Below are 22,867 nucleotides of genomic sequence, written 5' to 3' on the forward strand. Positions count from 1 at the left end.
CAATCCTTGGCAGACGGCAATTAAACCCGCTGGAGCCCTGAATGAGAAGCACCAATTGCCCGGCCACGCCACGCCGCCCAGGAAAAAGGCCAGCGCCCGGCAGTGCCCTAAACGCCATCAATGGTCTAGGCTAGGCGGATTTTCCTGCCTCGCGGACGCCCCATGGATACCCTCAGCAAGCCTCTCGCCGGATTGAAAGTGATCGAACTCGGCACCCTGATTGCCGGCCCCTTTGCCTCGCGCATCTGCGCCGAGTTCGGGGCCGAGGTGATCAAAGTCGAGTCCCCGGATGGCGGCGATCCACTGCGCAAGTGGCGCAAGCTGTATGAGGGCACTTCGCTATGGTGGTTTGTCCAGGCACGCAATAAAAAGTCCCTGACCCTCAACCTCAAGCACCCCGACGGCCTGGCCATCCTCAAACAGTTATTGAGCGATGCCGACATCCTGATCGAGAACTTCCGCCCCGGCGTCCTGGAAAAACTCGGGCTGGGCTGGGACGTCCTCCACGCCCTCAACCCGAAGCTGGTGATGGTGCGCCTCTCCGGCTTCGGCCAGACCGGCCCCATGAAGGACCAGCCGGGTTTTGGCGCGGTCGGTGAATCCATGGGCGGCCTGCGCTACATCACCGGCTTCGAGGATCGCCCGCCGGTACGCACCGGGATTTCCATCGGCGACTCGATTGCCGCCCTGTGGGGCGTGATCGGCGCATTGATGGCGCTCCGCCATCGAGAGGTCAACGGCGGCCAGGGCCAGGTGGTCGACGTGGCGTTGTATGAAGCCATTTTCGCGATGATGGAAAGCATGGTTCCGGAGTTCGATGTATTCGGCTTTATCCGCGAGCGCACCGGCAATATCATGCCCGGCATCACCCCCTCGTCCATTCACACCAGTGCCGACGGCAAACACGTGCAGATCGGGGCCAACGGCGATGCGATTTTCAAGCGCTTCATGCTGCTGATCGGTCGCGAAGACCTGGCCAACGACCCGGTCCTGGCCAGCAATGACGGGCGTGACAGCCGGCGTGACGAACTGTACGGAGTGATCGATCGCTGGGTCAGTTCGCTGCCGCTGGACCAGGTGGTCGAACAGCTGAACCGCGCCGAAGTGCCCGCCAGCCGGATCTTCAGCGCCGAGGACATGTTCAGCGACCCGCAGTTTCTGGCCCGGGAAATGTTCCTCCAGGCCAAGCTGCCGGACGGGAAAGATTTCAAGATGCCCGGCATCGTGCCGAAACTCTCTGAGACGCCGGGCACTTGCGAATGGGTCGGCGCGCAATTGGGCGAGCACACCACGCAGGTGCTGGACGCATTGGGTTATGACCGCGAGCAGATCAGCCGTCTGCGCGCAGCCGGGGCGATCTAGCCCCTGACGAGGATGCAGCAGGATGAATGTTTGCCACAGAGAATCGACCCCCTGATGGACCCACGCAGCAGCCGGCGAACCACTTCCGTGAAGCGCATCCTGCCGCTGCTGCTGGTATTGAGCGGGTTTCCACAGATCGGCCAGGCCAAGGAAACCCTACTCTGGCTGTTACGTGACCTGCCGCCGACCACGATTTTCGATGGCCCGCAAAAAGACCAGGGCGTGGTCGATCAAATACTGCCCGCCCTGTTCGCCAGCATGCCGGAATACGAACACACCATCGTCCACGTCAACCGCGCCCGCGGCATACAGATGCTCCGCGACTCGCCCTTCGCCTGCGACCCATCATTGATGCTGACCCCGCAGCGCGCGCAGTGGGTGGCGTTTTCCAAAATCAGTTTTCGCGCCTTCAGCAATGGCGTGGCGGCCCTGCGCCAGGATCATGCCAGCCTGCGGCCATTTATCCAGGACGGTCGGCTGGACCTGGCAGCGTTGCTGGCCAGCGGACCGCGTAGCGTCGGCATCGTTGCCGAGCGCAGTTATGGCGATCAGATCGACAGCCTGCTGGGCAAAGCCCCCAGCGACGCCCTGACCGCCCACTATGGCAACAGCGCCATTGGCAACCTGCTGCAGATGCAGCGCCTGGGCAGGCTCAAGACCCTGATCGGCTACCAGCCGGAAATCCGCTTCCAGGCGCAGCAGCAAGGCATCGACCCGAGCAGTCTGGAGTTCTATCCGATTATTGGCGTACAAAAATACCAGGCGGTGCATGTCGGCTGCTCGAACACGGCCCAGGGGCGACACGCCATAGAGCGCATCAACCAGACCCTGCTGCAACTGCGCCAGAACCGCCTGATCGAGCTGTATGCCGCCTGGCTGGAGCCGCCGATACGCGAGGAATACCGCAAGGATGCCCTGGCGCTTTTTCGGGAAAAACCCGAGCAGTAATAAACGCCGGACAAAAGAAACCCCGAGAAGTGGGGAGACGACTCGGGGTTAAACGTGGCCTACAAAGACCAGTACAACAAGCTACAAGCACCGGAGCACAATGCTTGATCCTGCTGATACAAGGTCTGACGACCCTGGGGCAGGAAGGTTCCGCAAAAAGTTAAATCAGGGCCTTCTGTCGAAGGCCTTTTCTTGCGCCGCATTGCGCAAGGCTGCAATCACGCAGGGTTCCAGACGCCCTTCGGCAATCAACAAATCTCGGTGCAGGCCATCAACGACATCGGTCAACAGGCGCTTGTCAGTCAACTGCGCCTGATTGATCTCACGTTCGAGCACAATGGCGCCCTGCACATTTTTCAAGGTCACCAGGCATTCGCCATGGGCACCCGACGGGGTCAGAGTTACCTGATACGGGCTCAAAGCTTCACCCAGCAATAGGCTGATACTTTCCATCTCGATCACCACTCAATAGTCCGAAAACACAGTGCTTTAGGGCGTGTCCACAATAAGTGACCACCGGCCCGAGAAGAAAGTTCGTCAGCAGGCCCCAGGTCATGCCGACCCGAGTCTTGCGAGCATGCACGGCAAAGATGACAAGGATAAAACACAGACCGGTTCCCATCGGCACAATCCGCCTGGGCGACAACCACAAAAAAGCCCGTCATCAGACGGGCTTCAAGAGCTGCGCAGCCTGCTCGATCAGAGCGGCTTGCCGCGGTTACCGTGCTGGCTGACAAACCCCTGGACCGCTTTCAGGTCGTTGGCCAGGACCGTGCAGCGCTCCTCGCGCTCGAACAGATCGGACAGGTGCGCCGGCAGCTCAAGGGCCTTGCCAACACCGGCCTTCTCCACCGCTTCCGGGAACTTGACCGGGTGTGCGGTACCGAGGATCACCATCGGCGTATCCAGGCTGCGACGGCACTCGCGGGCCGCTTTCACGCCGATGGCGGTGTGCGGGTCCAGGAGCTCGCCGCACTGGGCGAAGACTTCAGCGATGGTCTCGCAGGTCTGTGCGTCATCCACGGCCAGGGAATCGAACAGTTTGCGGGCTTCGGTCCAGCGCTCTTCTTCAACGCTGAAACCACCACCCTGCTTGAAGCTGTCCATCAGGCCGGCGATGGCCGCGCCGTTGCGACCGTGCAGGTCAAACAGCAGACGCTCGAAGTTCGACGAGACCATGATGTCCATGGACGGCGACAGGGTCGCGTGCAGGGTTTCCTTGACGTACTGATTGCCACTCATGAAGCGGTGCAGAATGTCGTTGCGGTTGGTGGCGACGATCAACTGGTTGATCGGCAAGCCCATGTTGCGCGCCAGGTAACCGGCAAAGATGTCGCCGAAGTTGCCGGTCGGCACCGAGAACGCCACCGAACGTGCCGGGCCGCCCAACTGCAGAGCTGCGTGGAAGTAATAGACGATCTGGGCCATGATCCGCGCCCAGTTGATCGAGTTCACCGCCACCAGCCGCGTGCCCTTGAGGAAGCCCTGGTCAGCGAAGCTGTTCTTGACCATTTCCTGGCAGTCGTCGAAGTTGCCTTCGATGGCGATGTTGTGGATGTTCTCGCCAAAGATGGTCGTCATCTGCCGACGCTGCACTTCCGACACACGCTTGTGCGGGTGCAGGATAAAGATGTCGACGTTTTCGCAATGCTTGCAGCCTTCAATCGCCGCCGAGCCGGTATCACCGGAGGTCGCGCCGATGATCACCACGCGCTCGCCACGCTTGGCCAGCACGTAATCGAGCAGGCGACCCAACAGTTGCAGGGCGAAGTCCTTGAACGCCAGGGTCGGGCCATGGAACAGCTCCAGGACCCATTCATTGCCATTCAGCTGACGCAATGGGGCGATGGCGCCGTGGGAAAACACACCGTAGGTCTCTTCCAGGATCTTCTTGAAATCCGCATCCGGAATGCTGCCTGCAACGAACGGGCGCATGACCCGGAACGCCAGCTCGTGATACGGCAGGCCGGCCCAGGAGGCGATTTCTTCCTGGGTGAAACGTGGCAGGCACTCCGGCACATAGAGACCACCATCACTGGCCAAACCTGCCAGCAGCACATCTTCGAAATTCAGGGCCGGTGCCTGGCCACGAGTACTGATATAGCGCATAGGAGCAAACCTTCGGTTTGAGCGACAAGCTGCAAGCTGCAAGCGACAAGTGAAAAGCGGCTCTGCTCTCACTTGCAGCTTGAAGCCTGAGGCTTGCAGCTGCTGTTAATTCAGATGTTCGACACGGATGCGGACCACCGGACCCACGACACCCTGCAGGGCTTCCAGGGCGTTGATCGCATCGTTGATGCGCTGTTCCACCACGCGGTGGGTCAGCAGGATCATCGGCACCAGGCCGTCATGCTCTTCGACTTCTTTCTGCATGATCGATTCGATGTTGATGCCGCGCTCCGACAGAATGCTCGCCACCTGGGCCAGCACGCCAGGATGATCCTTGGCCTGGATCCGCAGGTAGTAGGCGCTTTCGCAGGCCTCGATCGGCAGGATCGGGTGGGCCGACAACGAGTCCGGCTGGAAGGCCAGGTGCGGCACGCGGTTTTCCGGGTCGCTGGTCATGGCACGAACCACGTCCACCAGGTCGGCGATCACCGACGAAGCGGTCGGCTCCATGCCGGCGCCAGCGCCGTAGAACAGGGTCGAACCGGCGGCGTCGCCATTGACCATCACGGCGTTCATCACGCCGTTGACATTGGCGATCAGGCGATCAGCCGGGATCAGTGTCGGGTGCACGCGCAACTCGATGCCGGCAGCGGTGCTGCGCGCCACGCCCAGGTGCTTGATGCGGTAGCCCAGGGCCTCGGCGTAGTTCACGTCGGCAGTGGTCAGCTTGGTGATGCCTTCGGTGTAGGCCTTGTCGAATTGCAGCGGGATACCAAAGGCGATGGACGCCAGAATGGTCAGCTTGTGCGCTGCATCGATGCCTTCGACGTCAAAGGTCGGATCGGCTTCGGCATAGCCCAGGGCCTGGGCTTCGGCCAGCACGTCTTCGAAGGTACGGCCCTTCTCGCGCATTTCGGTGAGGATGAAGTTACCGGTGCCGTTGATGATCCCGGCCACCCAGTTGATGCGGTTGGCCGACAGGCCTTCACGAATCGCCTTGATCACCGGGATACCGCCGGCCACTGCAGCTTCAAAGGCGACGATCACGCCCTTTTCACGGGCCTTGGCGAAGATTTCATTGCCGTGGACGGCAATCAGCGCCTTGTTCGCGGTAACCACGTGCTTGCCGTTTTCGATGGCCTTGAGCACCAGCTCGCGGGCCACGGTGTAGCCACCCATCAACTCGATGACAATATCGATTTCAGGGTTGGTGGCCACGGCGAAGACATCGTTGGTAATCGCAATACCGGTCGTCTGGAACTGAGGCTTTGGCGTACGCATGGCAATTTGTGCCACTTCGATTCCACGCCCGGCACGGCGGGCAATCTCCTCGGCGTTACGCTGAAGTACGTTGAGGGTGCCGCCACCGACGGTACCCAGCCCACAGATGCCTACTTTGACCGGATTCACTTTGAACTCCCCATAAAACGGCCGACTCAAGGTCGGCCGTGGAAATCAGCCGCAGACCGCGCGGCTCTCTATTAATGACGCAGCGACCGAAAGCGCCACGCCATGATCGTCAAAGGCTCGACGACGCAGGATTATTTCGCACCCAGCGCCAGTTTGGCGACTTGTGGCGCAGGCTGGTAGCCCGGAATCACTTGGCCATCAGCCAAAACGATGGCCGGCGTACCGTTCACACCAATCGACTGGCCCAGGGCGAACTGCTTGGAAACCGGGTTGGCGCACTTGGCCGCCTTGACTTCCTTGCCGTCGGTCATCTTGTCCATGGCGGCTTTTTTATCCGCCGAACACCAGACCGCCTGCAACTGCTCGTCGCCCGGCGAGCCAAGACCCTGGCGCGGGAACGCAACATAACGCACTTCGATACCCAGCTTGTTCAGCTCGGGCACTTCGGCGTGCAGCTTGTGGCAGTAAGGGCAGGTGGTGTCGGTAAAGACGGTGATGTGGGTCTTGGTTTCGCCGATGGCCGGGTAAACCACGGTTTCCGCAACAGGGATGCCGTTGATCAATTTGGAAATGCCCAGGCGCTCGGTTTTTTCGGTCAGATTGACCGGCTTGCCGTCCTTGAGCTGAAACAGGTAACCCTGCATCACGAACTGGCCGTCGGCGCTGGCGTACAGCACGCGGCTGCCCTTGAGCTTGACTTCGTACAGACCGGGCAGCGGGCTGAGGGTGATGCTTTCCACCGGCACTTCAAGCTGCAGGCCTTCAAGGCTCTTGCGAATGGCTTTTTCAGCGCCGTCATCGGCAACGGCAAAGGTACTGACCAACGCAATGGCTGCGGCGGCGATAATCTGGGTCACGCGCATGGGAACTCCTGGAGGCGGACAAATGGGACGGGTAGAACGCCCGTACTGGAACACCGGGTCATAACCGCCCACTTTGCAAACCGGCAAAGCCTATCACATATGCCCGCAGGGGCCGACTACAGCTGACGCAAGAGCGTTGGCAGCGGTCGGTTATCGATCAGCCGCGCGGATGATGCCGGGCATGCAGATCCTGCAGGCGGGCGCGGGCCACATGGGTGTAGATCTGGGTGGTCGAGAGGTCGCTGTGCCCCAGCAACATCTGCACCACACGCAGGTCGGCGCCATGGTTGAGCAGGTGGGTGGCAAAGGCATGGCGCAAGGTGTGGGGCGACAGCGACTTACCGATCCCCGCGACCTTGGCCTGGTGCTTGATGCGATGCCAGAAAGTCTGGCGGGTCATCTGCTCACCGCGCTGACTGGGGAACAGCACATCGCTGGGCCGTCCGCCGAGCAACTCGCCCCGGGCATCGCGCATATAACGCTCGACCCAGACAATCGACTCCTCGCCCATGGGCACCAGGCGCTCCTTGCTGCCCTTGCCCATCACCCGCAACACGCCCTGGCGCAGGTTGACCTGTTCCAGGGTCAGGCTGATCAATTCAGTGACCCGCAAGCCGCAGGCATACAGCACTTCGAGCATGGCGCGGTCGCGCTGGCCGATGGCATCGCTCAAGTCCGGCGCGGCCAGCAGGGCTTCGACATCCGCTTCCGACAGCGACTTGGGCAGCGGCCGGCCGAGTTGCGGCATGTCGACTTGCAGGGTCGGGTCGACGGCGATCAGTTTTTCCCGCAGCAAGTAACGGTAGAAGCCCCGTACCCCGGATAGAAAACGCGCGGTGGAACGCGGCTTGTACGCCTGCTCGACGCGCCAGGCCAGGTGATCGAGGATCAGCTCGCGCCCGGCATTGGGCAGCTCCAGCCCTTGCTCCTGCAACCAGCCGTTGAACAGCGCCAGGTCACTGCGATAGGCATCGCGGGTGTTGTCCGACAGGCCTTTTTCCAGCCACAGCGCATCGAGAAAACGGTCGATCAGGGGATGGTCGATGGCGGCCATAAATACTCGAAAGGCGCAGGCCAAAGGCCGCGCTTAAATAAATAGTGAACTGTGCTGAGGGTCGCTAGTCTTTCATAGCCGGCTATTTCAAGGAACAGGGAGCTTCAATGAACGAACAACAGATACTGCTGGCCATCGGCGGCATCGGCGTCGCTGCCCTGGGCTGCCAATGGCTGGCCTGGCGCCTGAAGCTGCCGGCCATCCTGTTCCTGCTGCTGAGCGGGATCCTCGCCGGCCCGCTGCTCGGCTGGCTCGACCCGCAAGAGCTGTTCGGCCCGCTGCTGATGCCCATGGTGTCGCTGGCGGTGGCGCTGATCCTGTTTGAAGGCAGCCTGACCCTGCGCCTTTCCGAGTGGCACGAAATCGGCCGAGTCGTGCGGCGCCTGGTGACCATCGGCGCCCTTTCGACCTGGGCCGTGATCAGCCTGGCAACCCATTGGCTGCTGGGCTTCGACTGGATGCTGGCCCTGCTGTTCGGAACCCTGACCCTGGTCACCGGACCCACAGTGATCGTGCCGATGTTACGGGTGGTGCGCCCCCGGGCCTCGATCGCCAACATCCTGCGCTGGGAAGGAATTGTCATCGACCCCATCGGCGCCCTGCTGGCGGTGGTGGTCTACAGCTTCATCATTGCCAGCGCATCCGGCGACGGCCTGAGCCACAGCCTGATGACCTTTGGCGGCGTGATCCTGTGCGGCAGCCTGTTCGGTATCGGCGGCGGCTGGGCCCTGGGCAGTGTCATGCGTCATCAATGGCTGCCGGAGTATCTGCACAACCTCGCCACCCTGGCCACGGTGCTGGGGATTTTCATTGCCGCCAACCAGGTGATGCACGAGTCGGGCCTGCTGGCGGTGACGGTGATGGGCATGTGGCTGGCCAATATGAAGGGCGTCGATGTGCGGCAGATCCTGCACTTCAAGGAAAACCTCAGCGTGCTGCTGATTTCCGGCCTGTTCATTCTGCTGGCGGCGCGCCTGGACCTGCAGGCACTGATCGCCCTCGGGCCACTGGTGCTGATTCTGCTGCTGGTGATCCAGTTCATCGCCCGCCCGCTGAACGTCATGCTGTCCACCGCCGGCTCAAGCCTCAACTGGCGCGAGCGCGCCCTGCTCTGCTGGATTGCCCCCAGGGGCATCGTCGCCGCAGCCGTATCGGCAATCTTCGCCATCCGCCTCGACCAGGCCGGCCACGAAGGCGCCTTGCTGCTGGTGCCGCTGACCTTTGCCGTGATCATTGGCACCGTGGTCCTGCAAAGCGCCACCGCACGCCCACTGGCGCGCCTGCTGAAAGTCGCGGAGCCGGCGCCCAGCGGCTTTCTGATCGTCGGCGCCAACACGCCCGCGCGAACCATCGGCAAAGCCCTGCAGCAACTGGGCAGCCGGGTACTGCTCACCGACTCCAACTGGGAGAACATCCGCGCCGCCCGCATGGACGGCCTGCCGACCTACTTCGGCAACCCGGCCTCACAACATGCCGACGCTCACCTGGACCTGGTCGGCCTCGGCCACCTGCTGGCGCTGTCTCCCGCCGGCGAGCTGAATGCCGTGGCCGCCATGCGCTTTCGCCACGACTTCGGCCACCAGCGCCTGTTCACCCTGACCAGCGGCCTGGAAAACCGTCGCACCGACAAACACCGCGCCAGCCTTGAGCACCGCGGGCACCTGCTGGGCAGTGAAACCCTGACCTACAACAGGCTGGCCAGCCTGCTGAACCAGGGCGCCGAGCTCTACAGCACCCACCTGACCACCGGGTTCACCTGGGACGACTACCAGACCCTGCACGGCGAACGCGCGACCCTGCTCTTCGCCCGCGACAGCAGCGGCTGGGTGCACGTGGTCACGCCAGAGAGCGCATTGCAACCGACTGCCGGCTGGACCTTGCTGGCGCTGATCGAGAAGGACAGCGCCTGAGTCGTTACTCAGGCGGCAAAACCCGGCAGCACCGGGACCGGGCGTTTGTCTTCGTCAATCGCAACAAAGCTGAACAGGCCGTGAATGGCCTTTTCACGCCCATCGCAACTCATGCTTTCGACAAACACCTCAACCTCGACCTTGAGGCTGGTATTCCCCACTTTCACCACCCGCCCCACCAGCTCGACGATCGAGCCGGCGGCAATCGGGTGGTTGAAGTCGATGCGATCGGTGGACACGGTCACCAGCGGCAGGCGGCAGAAACGGGTCGCGGCGATAAACGACACTTCGTCCATCCAGGCCAGAGCAGTACCGCCGAACAGGGTGTTGTGGTGGTTGGTGGTGGAGGGGAAGACCGCCTTGGTCACACGGGTGACCGACAGCTCGGTACGGCGCTGGATTTCTTGCTCACGAAGGGTCATGGGTCTACTGCCTGAATGGGTCGACCCGCGCATGGGCACGCTGCGGGCATAAAGGGCCGATGAGCGCTGCACGGCAGCGACCAGGGGGCTCGATGGGAACAACGGGGTGGCCGCCCGCCTGTGGATAACAACAGGCCGGGGCCGCCGTGAGGATGTGACGCACCCTCTGGCCCATGCAGGCTGCATGGCTCGGGCGATCACACTTTATTGGGGGCGGCGAGTATATCGCCGCCCGCCCGGGGCCGATAGAACCCGCGATACGCCAGAGGCGACGCTCAGCCACAAAAAAATGCGATTATCCGCGCACCGAAAAAGGAGACCCTGCGCCATGGATGCCCTGCCCACGCCCTTGCTCGTCGAGCACCTGCTGCAACGCCTGAGCACCGACAGGCCGGATCATCCAGCCTTTGTTGGCGCACCGATCGATATCAGCCCCCTGACACCCGCTCAGTTGGGCAGCCTCTGGCCGGCTATCCGCCGGGCCCTTCGCGACTATGCAAACCCGGCTGCGCAACAGATGGCGACCTCGATCCTGCAACAGGTCACGCAGCTGGAACTGAGCCCGACTCTCGATCAAGGCACCCTGCTGGAGGCCCTGCGCACTTGCCTGAACTGGCAGGAAGCTGTGGAGCAACTGGCTTATGCCACCGGCCAGCCGAGCGCAGCATTGGCCAGCGAGCTGCGCAGGATCCTCGATGAACCCTCTGCGCACTGGGCGGCGAATTACCACCAGGCCTACGTCCTGACGCAGTGGGTCGATGAAGAAGCCCAGGCCGCGCTGCGACGCTGCGTGCAAGAGCGTTACGCCAATGCGCCCTATGCCCGGCAGGAGTTCGAGCTGCTTGAGCAACTGGAGCCACAATCACGACTGGCCCTTGCCGGCAGCGACTACTGGACCGGTCATCACCACCTGAGCGCCGATCCCGCCTGGGTGCTGATGGGGGACGCCGTGTACGTCGAGTTCTCGCAGCACATCCTCAACCTCGCCGCCCGGCGCCTGGAAGATATCCACAGCGGTCACACGCCCTATGTGGCCGATGGCGCTTTCACCATCGATGACACGCCGGTGATCGCCCGCGCTGCCCGGGTGGCGTTAATGCGCGATGCCCCGTGGCTGCCGCCGCTGATGGACAGCTTACTGCCCAAGGCCTGCGTCGCCCCGACCCAGGCCAAGACCGCGCCGTCGCAATCCCTGGCCATCGCCCTGGGTCACTGCATTGAGCAGGTCCCCACTCCGGAAAGTGTGCAGGCTCTGCGCAGCGCCTTGAGCCTGGTGCGGCATGCCAGCGTCCAGAAAAAACTCACGCGCAACCTCAAGCCTGCCGAACGCGGCCTGGCGCAACGCCCCGAAATCGCCCTGCGCCTGGCACCGACCACCGCGCCCGGCAAGGCCCAGCACGCACTCCTGGCCAGTTGCCTGGAGTCCGGGCTGTGGCAGCCCTTTGAGTTATCTTTTAGCGACTGGCGAGCGCAACTGGCGGACTCCGCCGTGGGCGCGCCCTTTGCCCGCTCACTGATATGGGTTGCCCATCAGGACCAGGGGCCAGGTCGCAGCTTCGTGCTGAACGCCAACGCCCATGCGGTTGATGCCCAGGGTCAGCCGCTGACACTGGAGGCCGGGGGCCGGATTTCGCTGTGGCATCCATTGTCAGCCGGCGCAGCGGAACGCCAGGCCTGGCAACGCCTGATCATCGAACGCCGGATCAAGCAGCCACTGCGCCAGGTGTTTCGCGAGTTCTACCTGCCGCCGCCAGAGGAACTGGAGAGCCACGCCAGCCAGGTATTCGCCGGGCACAGCCTGTCCATCCGCCCGCTGATCGGCCTGGCGCGTCGCGAAGGCTGGAAGATCGACCGCGACGGCGGCCTGAACCGGAACCTGGGGGATATCCGGGTCACCTTCGAAGTGGGAGCCGAACTCTACCCGGGCCTGCAGGGCCACTGCCTGTCCGGCGCCGTACATTTCGCCCGGCGTAGCGAGAAACACTGGCGGCCCGTGCTGCTGAAAAATGTGCCGCCACAGGTATTTTCAGAAGCCTGCCGGGCCATCGATCTACTGGTCAGCATCAGCAGTTTCGCCATCGAGGAGCTGACGCAGAACACCGCTGGCGAGCCCATCAGCCCAATGCCCCCAGGCAAGAGGGAGCAACGCCTGGAGCTTCTGTCTGGACATAATCTCAACCAGATGACACTGATGCGCCGACAGGTACTGAGCACGGCCTTCGCCCCGCTGATCGAGGAAGGCAAGGTGGCGATGGATGGGCGTCATGTGCGGGTCGGGGATTACGCGGTGCACCTGGTCACCGGGCGCGTGTCGCGCGACGGAGCGCCGGCGGATGTGGCGTTGGCGGCGCAAAGTGGCAAGTTGGCTGCCCTGCCCTGGCTGCCGTATGACGAGGTACTGCTGGAGAGGATCGCCAATACCGTCTGCGCCCTGCTGAATCCGTCAGGGCGCTAAAAGCCAGATAATAAAAAAGCAGCCCGTAGGCTGCTTTTTCTGCATCGGAAGCTGGACTTAAGCCAGTTTTTCCTTGATGCGAGCTGCTTTACCCGACAGGTCACGCAGGTAGTACAGCTTGGCTTTACGTACGTCACCGCGACGCTTAACAGCCATGCTGTCGATTTGCGGGCTGTAGGTCTGGAAAGTACGCTCTACGCCAACACCGTTGGAGATTTTACGAACAGTGAAAGCACTGTTCACACCACGGTTACGCTTGGCGATTACGACGCCTTCGAACGCTTGCAGACGCGAACGGTCGCCTTCCTTCACTTTCACCTGAACGACAATAGTGTCGCCCGGGGCAAAGGTAGGGATCTCTTTGGTCATCTGCTCTGCTTCGAGTGCAAGAATGATTTTGTTAGTCATGCTGTGCTCCTAAGGTAAATCGTCTGACTTACCATCGATACGTTGTTAACTATCGTCCCGCTCGCGGATGTATTCCTCGAGCAGCTTCTTCTCTTCTCCAGAAAGCGAGCGGCTTTCCAGAAGATCGGCGCGTCGTTCAAAGGTCCGACCAAGGGACTGCTGTAAACGCCAACGCCGGATGTGTGCGTGGTTGCCACTTAGCAACACGTCGGGAACACGCTGATCCGCATACACCTCCGGTCGGGTGTAATGCGGGCAATCAAGCAGACCGTCCGTAAAGGAATCTTCCTCAGCGGAGTCCGCATGCCCTAAAGCTCCAGGCAGCAGTCGTGTAACCGCATCTATCAGGACCATCGCCGGCAGCTCGCCACCGGAGAGTACATAGTCGCCAATCGACCACTCTTCATCGACATGAGCTTCAATAAAACGCTCGTCAATGCCTTCATAGCGGCCGGCAATCAGGATCAGTGCATCCTCATTCGCCAACTCGCGTACCGCCGACTGAGTCAGTTGACGGCCTTGGGGGGACAGGTAAATAACCTTCGCCGCCTCCCCGGCTGCTGCCTTGGCCTGAACCAGAGCATCTTCCAGGGGCTTGATCTTCATCACCATGCCCGGGCCACCGCCAAATGGGCGATCGTCCACAGTGTGATGTCGATCCGTCGTGTAGTCTCGCGGATTCCAACAGGTGAGCTGCAACAGCCCCTGTTTCACCGCACGACTGGTGATGCCGTACTCGCTGATGGCGGAAAACATCTCGGGAAACAAACTGATCACTTCAACGCGCAAATTAGCCACGCTTAGAAGTCCGCGTCCCATTCCACCTTCATCTCGCCCGCTGCCAGGTCGACGGCCAACACGCATTGCCCGGTATAGGGCAACAAGCGTTCACGATCATCCAGGCTGCCAGCGCAAGGCTTGACCACCATTACATCATTGGCGCCGGTCTCCAGAAGATGATCGATTTTCCCGAGCAATTGCCCAAGTTGATCAATAACCTTCAGACCTTCCAGCTGGTACCAGTAGTACTCGCCGTCGGTCAATTCAGGGAACAGGTTGCGCGGCACGCAGATCTCATAACCAGCCAGAAGACGAGCTTCTTCACGATCATCAAGACCCTTGAGCTTTGCGACCAGGAACTTATCGCTCCCGCGTCCACTGACCAGCTCGACCTGTTTCACACTACCCTCGCGCTTGAGCGTCCAGGTTTTGTACTGCAACAGGTTTTCGGTTGGATCAGTAAAGGAATAAACCTTCACTTCGCCGCGAACGCCATGAACAGAATAAATCTTGCCGATAACGATCAAATCATCAGCAATGGCAGGCGTCGCGTTCATATTGCTCAGGCCGCAGCCTTAGATGCATCCTTCAACAACTGAGCAACGCGCTCAGAAGGTTGTGCACCAACGCTCAGCCAGTAGGCTACGCGCTCTTGGTTCACGGACAGGCGGACTTCTTGACCACGAGCGATCGGGTTGAAGAAACCAACTTGTTCTTTGTGCGAACCGTCGCGTGGGTTACGGCTGTCGGTCACGGTCAAGTGGTAAAACGGGCGCTTTTTGGAGCCGCCAAGGGCAAGACGGATTGTTAGCATGTGAACATCGTTCCTGTAGTCGGTGCTGCAAATCTAAATGCACAGCGGGCATAGGTGCCCGAAAGGCCGCATATTCTAAGGAATATCCGGACTTTTGCAAATGTCTTTTTCCGGCGCCTATCGGCTCGCCATCCAGATTTGCTATGGAGCCATTGCGAACAACGGCTGGTCAGCGCCCCCAAGTGCGGGTTTGCTGGAGATTCCACGTCCCCGTGGAAAGCGCCGGCATGACTGCCGACGCGGATTCTTTACATCTTCGGCATGCCGCCGCCGGGCAACATTCCGCCCATGCCGCGCATCATTTTGGCCATTCCGCCCTTGGCGGAGAACTTCTTCATCATCTTCTGCATCTGCTTGTGCTGCTTGATCAAGCGACCGATGTCCTGCACCTGGGTGCCGGAGCCCATGGCGATCCGACGCTTGCGCGAACCGCTGATCAGCTCAGGGTCGCGGCGCTCGGCCGGGGTCATGGAATTGATGATGGCTTCCATCTGCTTGAATTGCTTCTCTGCCGCGCCCTGGGCATTGCCCATTTGCGCCAGGTTGACGCCACCGATATTCGGCAGCTTGTCCATGAGGCCGCCGAGGCCGCCCATGTTCTTCATCTGTTGCAACTGATCACGGAAGTCTTCGAGGTCGAAGCCCTTGCCCTTCTTCAGCTTCTTGGCCAGTTTGTCGGCCTTGTCCTTGTCGAGGGTCGCTTCAGCCTGCTCGATCAGGCTGAGCACGTCGCCCATGCCGAGGATCCGCGAAGCGATACGCTCAGGGTGGAACGGTTCGAGCGCTTCGCTCTTCTCGCCCATACCGATGAACTTGATCGGCTTGCCGGTAATGGCCCGCACCGACAGCGCGGCACCACCACGGGCATCGCCGTCGACCTTGGTCAGGATCACACCGGTCAGCGGCAACGCATCGCCAAAGGCCTTGGCCGTGTTGGCGGCGTCCTGGCCGGTCATGGCGTCGACCACGAACAGGGTTTCTACCGGGTTGATCGCGGCGTGCAGAGCCTTGATCTCGCCCATCATCTCTTCATCGATGTGCAGGCGACCGGCGGTATCGACGATTACCACGTCGATGAATTTGAGTTTTGCTTCTTTAATAGCTGCTTGCGCGATATCGACCGGCTTCTGGCTCAGGTCGGACGGGAAGAAGGTGACACCGACTTCGCCTGCGAGCATTTCCAGCTGTTTGATGGCTGCCGGACGATAAACGTCGGCGGACACCACCATCACCGATTTCTTTTTGCGCTCTTTAAGGAAGCGCGCGAGTTTGCCGGCGGTGGTGGTTTTACCCGCGCCCTGCAAACCGGCCATCAACACCACGGCAGGCGGTACGGCGCTGAGGTTAAGGTCCTCGTTGGCCGCGCCCATCAGGCTTTCGAGTTCGGCCTGGACGATCTTCACGAAGGCCTGGCCCGGTGTCAGGCTGCGCGACACTTCGGTGCCGACCGCACGCTCCTTCACCGAGTTGACGAAGTCCTTGACCACCGGCAGGGCGACGTCGGCTTCGAGCAACGCCATGCGCACTTCACGCAGGGTGTCTTTGATGTTGTCCTCGGTCAGCTTGGCCTTGCCAGTGACATGGCGCAGCGTCTGCGAGAGACGGTCGGTTAAGTTTTCAAACATTGCGCGATCCTTTCAGGCCCTGTGTAGACCGGGATAATGGCGGCCCAGACCGGAATCAACATGTGCTCGGCGAGCCTGCGGCGTGGGCAGGTCGCGGATTATAGCGAAGACTGCGCGCGGCGGACACCTCGCTGTCTGGTTGCGCGGTCTTTCGTGCCATAAGGGTTCTATGCCAAACTCAACGCCTTTCGGGCTTGTCTCACAGGATTTATGCTCCCCTTGTCACCCAGCTTGCTAACCACTCTCGCCGCCGCCTGTTTATATGCCGCTGCGACCTTCTATCAAGGCACTCGTCTGGCCAAGGGCGCCAAGGCGAACAAGCGCCTGCTGGTCACGCTGGGCATCCTCGCCCTGCTGGCCCACAGTGCCAGCCTTTTCACCCACCTGATGACGCCGGTCGGCCTCGGCCTGGACTTCTTCAGCGCCGCCAGCCTGATTGCCGCTGCAGTGATCGCGCTGACCCTGCTGGCCTGCTCGCGGATCCCGGTGGAGAACCTGCTGTTGCTGCTGTTCCCATTGGGTGCAGCCACGGTGCTGCTGGCGCAGTTCGCGCCCACCGGCACGGTGCAGATCATCGACGAAGCGCCGGGGATTCTCGCCCACATCCTGTTGTCGATCCTGGCCTACGGCATGTTCACCATCGCCGTGTTCCAGGCCTTGCTGCTGCTGGTGCAGGACCATCAACTCAAGAACAAGCACCCCTCCGGACTGATCAAGAATTTCCCGCCGCTGCAAACCATGGAAAGCCTGCTGTTCGGATTCCTCTGGGCCGGCTGGACCCTGCTGTCGCTGTCGCTGATTTCCGGCTGGCTGTTCGTCGAAAACCTGTTCGCCCAACACCTGGTGCACAAGACCCTGCTGGCCTGCCTGGCGTGGATCGTGTTCAGCGTGCTGCTGTGGGGGCGCAACCGCCTCGGCTGGCGCGGCCACAAGGCCATTCGCTGGACCCTGGCCGGTTTCTGCCTGCTGATGCTGGCCTATTTCGGCAGCAAGCTGGTCCGCGAATACATCCTGCATATCTGACGAGCAGCCATCATGGACAACTTGCCCATAGGGCCGATGCTCGCTGTATTGGCCCTGCTGGTTTTATGGTCGGCACTGTTCACCGCCATCGAAATCGCCCAGCAGCACCTGCTGACCCTGCGCAACGCCTCTCGCTCCGGCGACAGGCCCCTGGCCCGCCTGAGCTTCCCTCGCGAAAGCCTGATCCTGTGCAACACCCTGTGCCGGGTGTTGACGGTGATCCTCAGCACCCTGCTCGCGCTGTTCTACTGGGAACAGAACGGCCCGTGGATGGCCTGCCTGATCGCCACCTGCCTGCTCCTGGTGCTCGCCGACTACCTGCCGCGAGCCCTCGCCGTGCGCTACCCGGAAGGGGTTCTGGCCCTGGGCAATACCCTGCTGGGCGTACCACTGAAGATCATCTATCCGGGGGCCTGGTTGCTGAATGCCATCAGTCTGTTGCTGCTGCGCCCCTTTACCCCGAAGGTCGGCGTGGTCAAGCACAGCGAGGATGACCTGGCGCCCGAGTCGGAACATCCGTCGGGCCACGAGCCCGCCAACTGCCGCCCGCACCTGCTGTCGGGCATCCATGCCCTGGACAACATCACGGTCAACGACATCCTGGTGCCGCGCAGTGAAGTCGACGGGATCAACCTCGACGACCCCATCGAAGACATCATCGAGCAGCTGCGCGTCTCCAAGCGCACTCGGCTGCCGGTGTTCCACAGTGATATCAACCAGGTCGAGGCGGTGCTCAACACCCGGCAGATCCGCCACCTGCTGCCGGATGCCAGCCTGACCAAGGACGCTCTGCTCAGCGCCTGCCACGAACCCTATTTCGTTCCGGAAAGCACACCGCTGCAACTGCAACTGCTGAACTTTCACAAACAGCAGCGCCGCCTGGGCATGGTGGTCGACGAATACGGCGAAGTCCTGGGCATCGTCACCCTGGAAGACATTCTCGAAGAAATCGTCGGCGAGTTCGAAAGCGAACACAGCCTCGACAACCCGCACATCCACCCGCAAGCCGATGGTCGCTACGTGATCGAAGGGGCCGCGTCGATTCGCGAGTTGAACAAGAGCCTGGGCTGGCACCTGCCCAGCGATGGCCCGAAAACCCTCAACGGCCTGGTCACCGAAGCCCTGGAAACCATCCCCGACAGCGCCGTCTGCCTGAAGATCGGCCGCTATCGCCTGGAAATCCTCGAGACCGAAGACAACCGCATCAGCCGCGTGTTGATCTGGCACACCAGCTCGACACCCGTCACGAGATAAATCTCAAGCTAAGGCGAAATCAGCGCAAAACAGCCGCCTCATAGCGATAAAACCCGCAAGCTAGCGGCTGTTTTCTGAAAAAAAACGCTGTTTTCCCCCCTTGTTGAATCGATAGCCCCCTTCCTATAATCCCCTGGCTTACCCAAGCCCCGCCCGACCGCGTGCTACCCGCACTCAGCGCGTCCAGGCACCGCTTTACTGTGTCTGAACGGTGTTTGCTCCCATCCCGAGCCACCCCGCGCACGCCCCTGACCCAGGGGGTGTACGACTAATAATAATCCGCGTCCAAACGCGCAATGACCGTCAGGGATATTTCAATGAGCACCACCTATAACGAGGCCGCGACCGCCGCCCCGACCAACTCGACCGCTCGCGTTGCCACGGCGAGCATCGTTGGCACTGCCATCGAGTTCTACGATTTCTACATCTACGCCACGGCCGCCGCGCTGGTGATCGGCCCGGTATTTTTCCCGCAAACCTCCGGCACGGCGCAGATGCTTGCCTCGTTCCTGACCTTCGGCATTGCCTTTATCGCCCGCCCCATGGGTTCGGCGCTGTTCGGCCATTTTGGCGATCGCATCGGCCGCAAATCGACCCTGGTGGCCTCCCTGCTGCTGATGGGGGTCTGCACCACGCTGATCGGCTTGCTGCCCGGCTATGACAGCATCGGGGCCTGGGCGCCGATCCTGTTGTGCGTACTGCGCTTCGGCCAGGGCCTGGGCCTTGGCGGCGAATGGGGCGGCGCGGCGTTGCTGGCCACCGAGAACGCGCCAAAGGGCAAGCGCGCCTGGTTCGGCATGTTTCCGCAACTGGGCCCCTCCATCGGCTTCCTGGCAGCCAACGGCTTGTTCCTGATCCTGGCCATGAACCTCAGCGACGAGCAGTTCCGCAGTTGGGGCTGGCGCATCCCGTTCATTCTCAGCGCCGCGCTGGTGATGGTTGGCCTGTATGCCCGCTTGAAGCTGCATGAAACCCCGGTGTTTGCCAACGCGGTGGCCCACGAAGCGCCCGTCAAAGTGCCGCTGGTAGAACTGTTCAGCCAGCATTGGCTGCCGGTCCTGCTGGGCGCGGCGTCAATGGTGGTGTGTTACGCGCTGTTCTACATCACCACGGCGTTTTCCCTGAGCTACGGCGTGTCGACCCTGGGCTACAGCCGTGAAACCTTCCTCGGACTCTTGTGCTTCGCCGTGCTGTTCATGGGCCTGGCGACACCGATTGCCGCCCTGGCCAGCGACCGTTACGGGCGCAAGCCGGTGCTGATCGTCGGCGCGGTGCTGGCCATCCTGTCGGGCTTCACCATGGAGCCGCTGCTGACCCACGGCTCGACCTGGGCAGTGGCGCTGTTCCTGGCCCTGGAACTGTTCCTGATGGGCGTGACCTTCGCCCCGATGGGCGCGATGCTGCCGGAGCTGTTCCCGACCCGCGTGCGTTATACCGGCGCTTCGGCGGCGTATAACCTGGGCGGAATTGTCGGCGCATCGGCGGCGCCCTTCTTTGCCACTAAGCTGGTGGCGATGGGCGGCCTGAGTTATGTCGGCGGGTATGTGTCGGCGGCAGCGCTGCTCAGCTTGATCGCTGTGCTGTGCCTGAAAGAGACGCGGGATAACGACCTGAATCGGGTCGCTTGATAGAACGGATCGCCGGCAATCCGGCCCCTACACGGTTAAACGCACACCTGTAGGGGCCAGCTTGCCGGCGCGGCCTTTAGAGCTCGACCACCACCGCTTGCGAAGCGCGGGTCGCCTTGGCCCGTGCGGCCTCGATCGACTCGTCACGCGCCAGGGCCACGCCCATACGGCGCTGACCATTGACTTCCGGCTTGCCGAACAGGCGCAGGGCGGTGTCTGGCTCGCTCAGGGCGGCGCCCAGGTTGGCGAATGCGGTCTGGGTCGACTGGCCTTCCACCAGAATCACTGCCGAAGCCGATGGCCCGAACTGGCGAATCAGTGGAATCGGCAAGCCCAGGATCGCCCGCGCATGCAGGGCAAACTGCGACAAGTCCTGGGAAATCAGGGTCACCAGGCCGGTGTCATGCGGGCGCGGCGACACTTCGCTGAACCACACCTGATCGCCCTTGATAAACAGCTCGACGCCAAACAGGCCACGGCCACCCAGCGCCTCGGTCACGGCCTTGGCCACGCGCTCGGATTCCGCCAGGGCCTTGGGGCTCATGGCCTGGGGCTGCCAGGACTCCTGATAGTCACCTTTCTCCTGACGGTGCCCGACCGGCGCGCAGAAGGTGGTGCCGCCGATGTGACGCACGGTCAACAGGGTGATTTCGTAATCGAAATCGATAAAGCCTTCGATGATCACCCGGCCCTTGCCGGCACGTCCGCCTTCCTGGGCGTAATCCCAGGCCTTCTGCACGTCGTCGGCGCTGCGCAGCAGGCTCTGACCCTTGCCCGAGGAGCTCATGACCGGCTTGACTACGCAGGGGAAGCCCAGGTCTTGAACCGCCTTGGAATAGTCCTCGAAGGTGTCGGCGAAGTGGTAGGGCGAGGTCGGCAGGTCCAGCTCTTCAGCGGCCAGGCGGCGGATGCCTTCACGGTTCATGGTCAGTTGCGTGGCACGCGCAGTCGGGATCACGGTGAAGCCTTCGGCTTCCAGTTCGACCAGGGTCGCCGTGGCGATGGCTTCGATCTCCGGCACGATAAAGTGCGGTTTCTCCGCCTCGATCACTGCCCGCAGGGCCGCACCGTCGAGCATGTTGATGACGTGGCTGCGGTGAGCCACTTGCATCGCCGGCGCATTGGCATAGCGATCCACGGCAATCACTTCAACGCCCAGGCGCTGCAGCTCGATCACCACTTCCTTGCCCAACTCGCCACAGCCACAAAGCAAAACGCGGGTCGCGGTTGGCGACAATGGAGTTCCGATACGGGTCATCTGCAGGTCCTCAAAAGGAGCGGATCATCGAGGGCCGCGCACCAGACGGGCGACCCATGGGGAGAAAGCGCGGCATTTTACATGAACCGCGGGGTTTGGCCTCAGCTGGCGCACGTCGCCTTGCGCAAGCGCCAGGCCATGGCCAGCCAGACCACCGTCACGCCGGCGAACTTGGAACCCAATGCGGTGAGCACGACTCCGGGTGTCAGCGCGTCGATCAGGCCGAAGAAGATAAAGGTGTCCAGCGGGATGCTCAGCGCCGAACTGATCCATAGCCGGTCGTGCAGCGGGCGCTTGGTAATGCTGAACACCAGCCAGTCGATGCACTCGGAGACCGCGAATGCCGTGGCGCTGGCCAGGGCGATCGTCGGATCGGAGGTCACGTAAGACAGCACCAGCGCCGCCAGCATGGCGAGCAGTGCACCGTGGCCGAAGCGGGTCTGCACCATATCGCGCAGCACAAACACCAACCCGCCCCAGGCCGACCAGATGATGTCCAGGTGCGGGGCACTGGAAAAGGCGTAGTTGATCAGCACGACGCTGCTGATGTAAGCGATCAGGAAGAGCATGGCGCGAAAGGTACCTGTAGATAAGGCGCACAGGGTACTTGAGCGGCCAGGCGCACGCAAAATCTGCCGCCCTCCAATCATCCCACCGGTGCCGCTGCCGCAGGGTCGGGCCGCGTTCGGACGCTGGCCCTAAAAGAGATCGTGAATCCGGATGGAATGGACGGTGTCTGATGGCCAGCGCAGCCAGCCGCAGCAGCTACAGGTCAGTTGGAGGTGCCCACCATCCACACCAGGCCGCTGGCTTTGGCTCGCTCGTGGCACAGGCCGAGCACTGTGCGCCGCTCGTCGTTGTCCATGCGGCTCCAGCGGGTGATTTCATCCACGGTTCGCTGGCAGCCGGTGCAGATGTCGTCATCATCCAGGGCGCAGATGCTGACGCAGGGCGAGGCAACCGGGCGCTCGGTGCTGGTCATTGTTCTTGCTCGACCAGGTCACGGGCGTAGCGCTGGGCGTTGTGCACATAGTGCGCGGCACTGGCTTCGAGCATTTTCTTTTGCGGCTCGGTCAGTTCGCGCACCACTTTGCCGGGCGAACCCATCACCAGCGAGCCATCGGGAATTTCCTTGCCTTCGCCAATCAGCGAATTGGCGCCGATGATGCAGTTTTTGCCGATTTTCGCCCCGTTGAGGATCACTGCATTAATACCGATCAGGCTGTAATCGCCAACGGTGCAGCCATGCAGCATGGCGTTATGGCCGATGGTGACGCCCGTGCCGATGGTCAGCGGGTAGCCCATATCGGTGTGCATTACCGTGCCATCCTGCACATTGCTGTTCTTGCCGATCAGGATCAGTTCGTTGTCGCCACGCAACACCGCGTTGAACCAGACATTGGCACCCTCCTCCAGCTTGACCTTGCCCACCAGCGTGGCGTTCGGGGCGACCCAGCTTTGCGGGTGGGTTTCAACTCGGGCATCGCCCAGGCGGTATTTCATCTTCTTATCCTCAGGGCTCAGGCGGCCGCGGGTTCATGCCA

General features: G+C 61.8%; 22 protein-coding genes. 7 read left to right on the top strand and 15 right to left on the bottom strand.

What is annotated here, in order from left to right; genetic code table 11:
• The first annotated feature begins 162 nt into the window (after window positions 1-162).
• Entirely contained in the window at window positions 163-1,362 is a 1,200-nt protein-coding gene (locus ACOZJV_RS15375; RefSeq protein ID WP_020298987.1) for a CaiB/BaiF CoA transferase family protein, read from the top strand.
• Window positions 1,363-1,416: 54 nt separating this feature from the next.
• Window positions 1,417-2,310 carry a TIGR02285 family protein gene (locus tag ACOZJV_RS15380; protein WP_078469968.1) on the top strand — a complete coding sequence of 298 codons (894 nt, stop codon included), beginning with the start codon at window positions 1,417-1,419 and terminating at the stop codon, window positions 2,308-2,310.
• A 165-nt stretch (window positions 2,311-2,475) separates the two neighbouring features.
• Here ACOZJV_RS15380 and ACOZJV_RS15385 read toward each other — a convergent pair whose 3' ends face one another.
• From ACOZJV_RS15385 to xerD, 5 genes are all read right to left on the bottom strand, one after another.
• Window positions 2,476-2,763, bottom strand: coding sequence for a DUF3509 domain-containing protein (locus ACOZJV_RS15385; protein WP_020298985.1), 288 nt, complete (start codon window positions 2,761-2,763; stop codon window positions 2,476-2,478).
• A gap of 246 nt (window positions 2,764-3,009) precedes the next feature.
• A complete protein-coding gene (gene thrC / locus ACOZJV_RS15390; protein WP_421547988.1) occupies window positions 3,010-4,419 on the bottom strand; it encodes a threonine synthase in 1,410 nt (469 codons plus the stop codon).
• A 105-nt stretch (window positions 4,420-4,524) separates the two neighbouring features.
• Window positions 4,525-5,829, bottom strand: coding sequence for a homoserine dehydrogenase (locus tag ACOZJV_RS15395; protein ID WP_020298983.1), 1,305 nt, complete (start codon window positions 5,827-5,829; stop codon window positions 4,525-4,527).
• A gap of 131 nt (window positions 5,830-5,960) precedes the next feature.
• Window positions 5,961-6,692, bottom strand: coding sequence for a thioredoxin fold domain-containing protein (locus ACOZJV_RS15400; RefSeq protein ID WP_421547989.1), 732 nt, complete (start codon window positions 6,690-6,692; stop codon window positions 5,961-5,963).
• A 157-nt stretch (window positions 6,693-6,849) separates the two neighbouring features.
• Window positions 6,850-7,746 carry a site-specific tyrosine recombinase XerD gene (xerD, locus tag ACOZJV_RS15405; protein ID WP_078469966.1) on the bottom strand — a complete coding sequence of 299 codons (897 nt, stop codon included), beginning with the start codon at window positions 7,744-7,746 and terminating at the stop codon, window positions 6,850-6,852.
• A 107-nt stretch (window positions 7,747-7,853) separates the two neighbouring features.
• Between xerD and ACOZJV_RS15410 the strand changes: the two genes are divergently transcribed.
• The gene (locus tag ACOZJV_RS15410) at window positions 7,854-9,656 is read left to right on the top strand and encodes a cation:proton antiporter (RefSeq protein WP_078469965.1); all 1,803 of its coding nucleotides are present in this window, start codon (window positions 7,854-7,856) and stop codon (window positions 9,654-9,656) included.
• Window positions 9,657-9,664: 8 nt separating this feature from the next.
• Here ACOZJV_RS15410 and ACOZJV_RS15415 read toward each other — a convergent pair whose 3' ends face one another.
• A complete protein-coding gene (locus ACOZJV_RS15415; protein WP_020298979.1) occupies window positions 9,665-10,078 on the bottom strand; it encodes an acyl-CoA thioesterase in 414 nt (137 codons plus the stop codon).
• Between the two features lie 328 nt (window positions 10,079-10,406).
• Here ACOZJV_RS15415 and ACOZJV_RS15420 point away from each other — a divergent pair, with 328 nt between their 5' ends.
• The gene (locus tag ACOZJV_RS15420; RefSeq protein ID WP_421547990.1) at window positions 10,407-12,533 is read left to right on the top strand and encodes a DUF4132 domain-containing protein; all 2,127 of its coding nucleotides are present in this window, start codon (window positions 10,407-10,409) and stop codon (window positions 12,531-12,533) included.
• A 57-nt stretch (window positions 12,534-12,590) separates the two neighbouring features.
• On the opposite strand, the gene rplS is transcribed toward ACOZJV_RS15420, so the two are convergent.
• The 5 genes from rplS to ffh all read right to left on the bottom strand — a co-directional run bounded on the left by rplS (window position 12,591) and on the right by ffh (window position 16,160).
• On the bottom strand, window positions 12,591-12,941 hold the full coding sequence (gene rplS, locus ACOZJV_RS15425; RefSeq protein WP_003175895.1) for a 50S ribosomal protein L19: 351 nt from the start codon (window positions 12,939-12,941) through the stop codon (window positions 12,591-12,593).
• Between the two features lie 45 nt (window positions 12,942-12,986).
• Window positions 12,987-13,760, bottom strand: a complete 774-nt coding sequence (gene trmD, locus ACOZJV_RS15430; RefSeq protein ID WP_177326797.1) for a tRNA (guanosine(37)-N1)-methyltransferase TrmD — start codon at window positions 13,758-13,760, stop codon at window positions 12,987-12,989.
• The gene (gene rimM / locus ACOZJV_RS15435) at window positions 13,742-14,278 is read right to left on the bottom strand and encodes a ribosome maturation factor RimM (RefSeq protein ID WP_020298976.1); all 537 of its coding nucleotides are present in this window, start codon (window positions 14,276-14,278) and stop codon (window positions 13,742-13,744) included. Before rimM ends, trmD begins: the two co-directional genes overlap by 19 nt.
• A 5-nt stretch (window positions 14,279-14,283) precedes the next feature.
• On the bottom strand, window positions 14,284-14,535 hold the full coding sequence (gene rpsP, locus ACOZJV_RS15440) for a 30S ribosomal protein S16 (protein ID WP_003209587.1): 252 nt from the start codon (window positions 14,533-14,535) through the stop codon (window positions 14,284-14,286).
• A 248-nt stretch (window positions 14,536-14,783) separates the two neighbouring features.
• Window positions 14,784-16,160 carry a signal recognition particle protein gene (gene ffh / locus ACOZJV_RS15445; protein ID WP_003209589.1) on the bottom strand — a complete coding sequence of 459 codons (1,377 nt, stop codon included), beginning with the start codon at window positions 16,158-16,160 and terminating at the stop codon, window positions 14,784-14,786.
• A 210-nt stretch (window positions 16,161-16,370) separates the two neighbouring features.
• On the opposite strand from ffh, the gene ACOZJV_RS15450 reads away from it, so the two are divergent.
• From ACOZJV_RS15450 to ACOZJV_RS15460, 3 genes are all read left to right on the top strand, one after another.
• Entirely contained in the window at window positions 16,371-17,183 is an 813-nt protein-coding gene (locus tag ACOZJV_RS15450; protein ID WP_020298975.1) for a cytochrome C assembly family protein, read from the top strand.
• Window positions 17,184-17,195: 12 nt separating this feature from the next.
• On the top strand, window positions 17,196-18,437 hold the full coding sequence (locus ACOZJV_RS15455) for a transporter associated domain-containing protein (RefSeq protein WP_421547991.1): 1,242 nt from the start codon (window positions 17,196-17,198) through the stop codon (window positions 18,435-18,437).
• 317 nt (window positions 18,438-18,754) lie between these two features.
• A complete protein-coding gene (locus ACOZJV_RS15460; protein WP_020298973.1) occupies window positions 18,755-20,065 on the top strand; it encodes an MFS transporter in 1,311 nt (436 codons plus the stop codon).
• A gap of 76 nt (window positions 20,066-20,141) precedes the next feature.
• Here the strand turns inward: ACOZJV_RS15460 and purT are convergent, their stop codons facing one another.
• The 4 genes from purT to ACOZJV_RS15480 all read right to left on the bottom strand — a co-directional run bounded on the left by purT (window position 20,142) and on the right by ACOZJV_RS15480 (window position 22,826).
• A complete protein-coding gene (gene purT, locus ACOZJV_RS15465; RefSeq protein ID WP_078469961.1) occupies window positions 20,142-21,323 on the bottom strand; it encodes a formate-dependent phosphoribosylglycinamide formyltransferase in 1,182 nt (393 codons plus the stop codon).
• Between the two features lie 101 nt (window positions 21,324-21,424).
• Window positions 21,425-21,892: a VUT family protein gene (locus ACOZJV_RS15470; protein WP_078469960.1), complete on the bottom strand. Its 468-nt coding sequence runs from the start codon at window positions 21,890-21,892 to the stop codon at window positions 21,425-21,427.
• 203 nt (window positions 21,893-22,095) lie between these two features.
• On the bottom strand, window positions 22,096-22,305 hold the full coding sequence (locus ACOZJV_RS15475) for a DUF1289 domain-containing protein (protein WP_078469959.1): 210 nt from the start codon (window positions 22,303-22,305) through the stop codon (window positions 22,096-22,098).
• Window positions 22,302-22,826 (bottom strand): gamma carbonic anhydrase family protein, encoded by a 525-nt coding sequence (locus ACOZJV_RS15480; RefSeq protein WP_020298969.1) that lies wholly within the window; start codon window positions 22,824-22,826, stop codon window positions 22,302-22,304. The genes ACOZJV_RS15475 and ACOZJV_RS15480 overlap by 4 nt, the downstream gene beginning before the upstream one ends.
• Between the last annotated feature and the right edge of the window lie 41 nt (window positions 22,827-22,867).

Source organism: Pseudomonas sp. QD4, assembly GCF_049199125.1.
Classification (GTDB): Bacteria; Pseudomonadota; Gammaproteobacteria; order Pseudomonadales; family Pseudomonadaceae; genus Aquipseudomonas.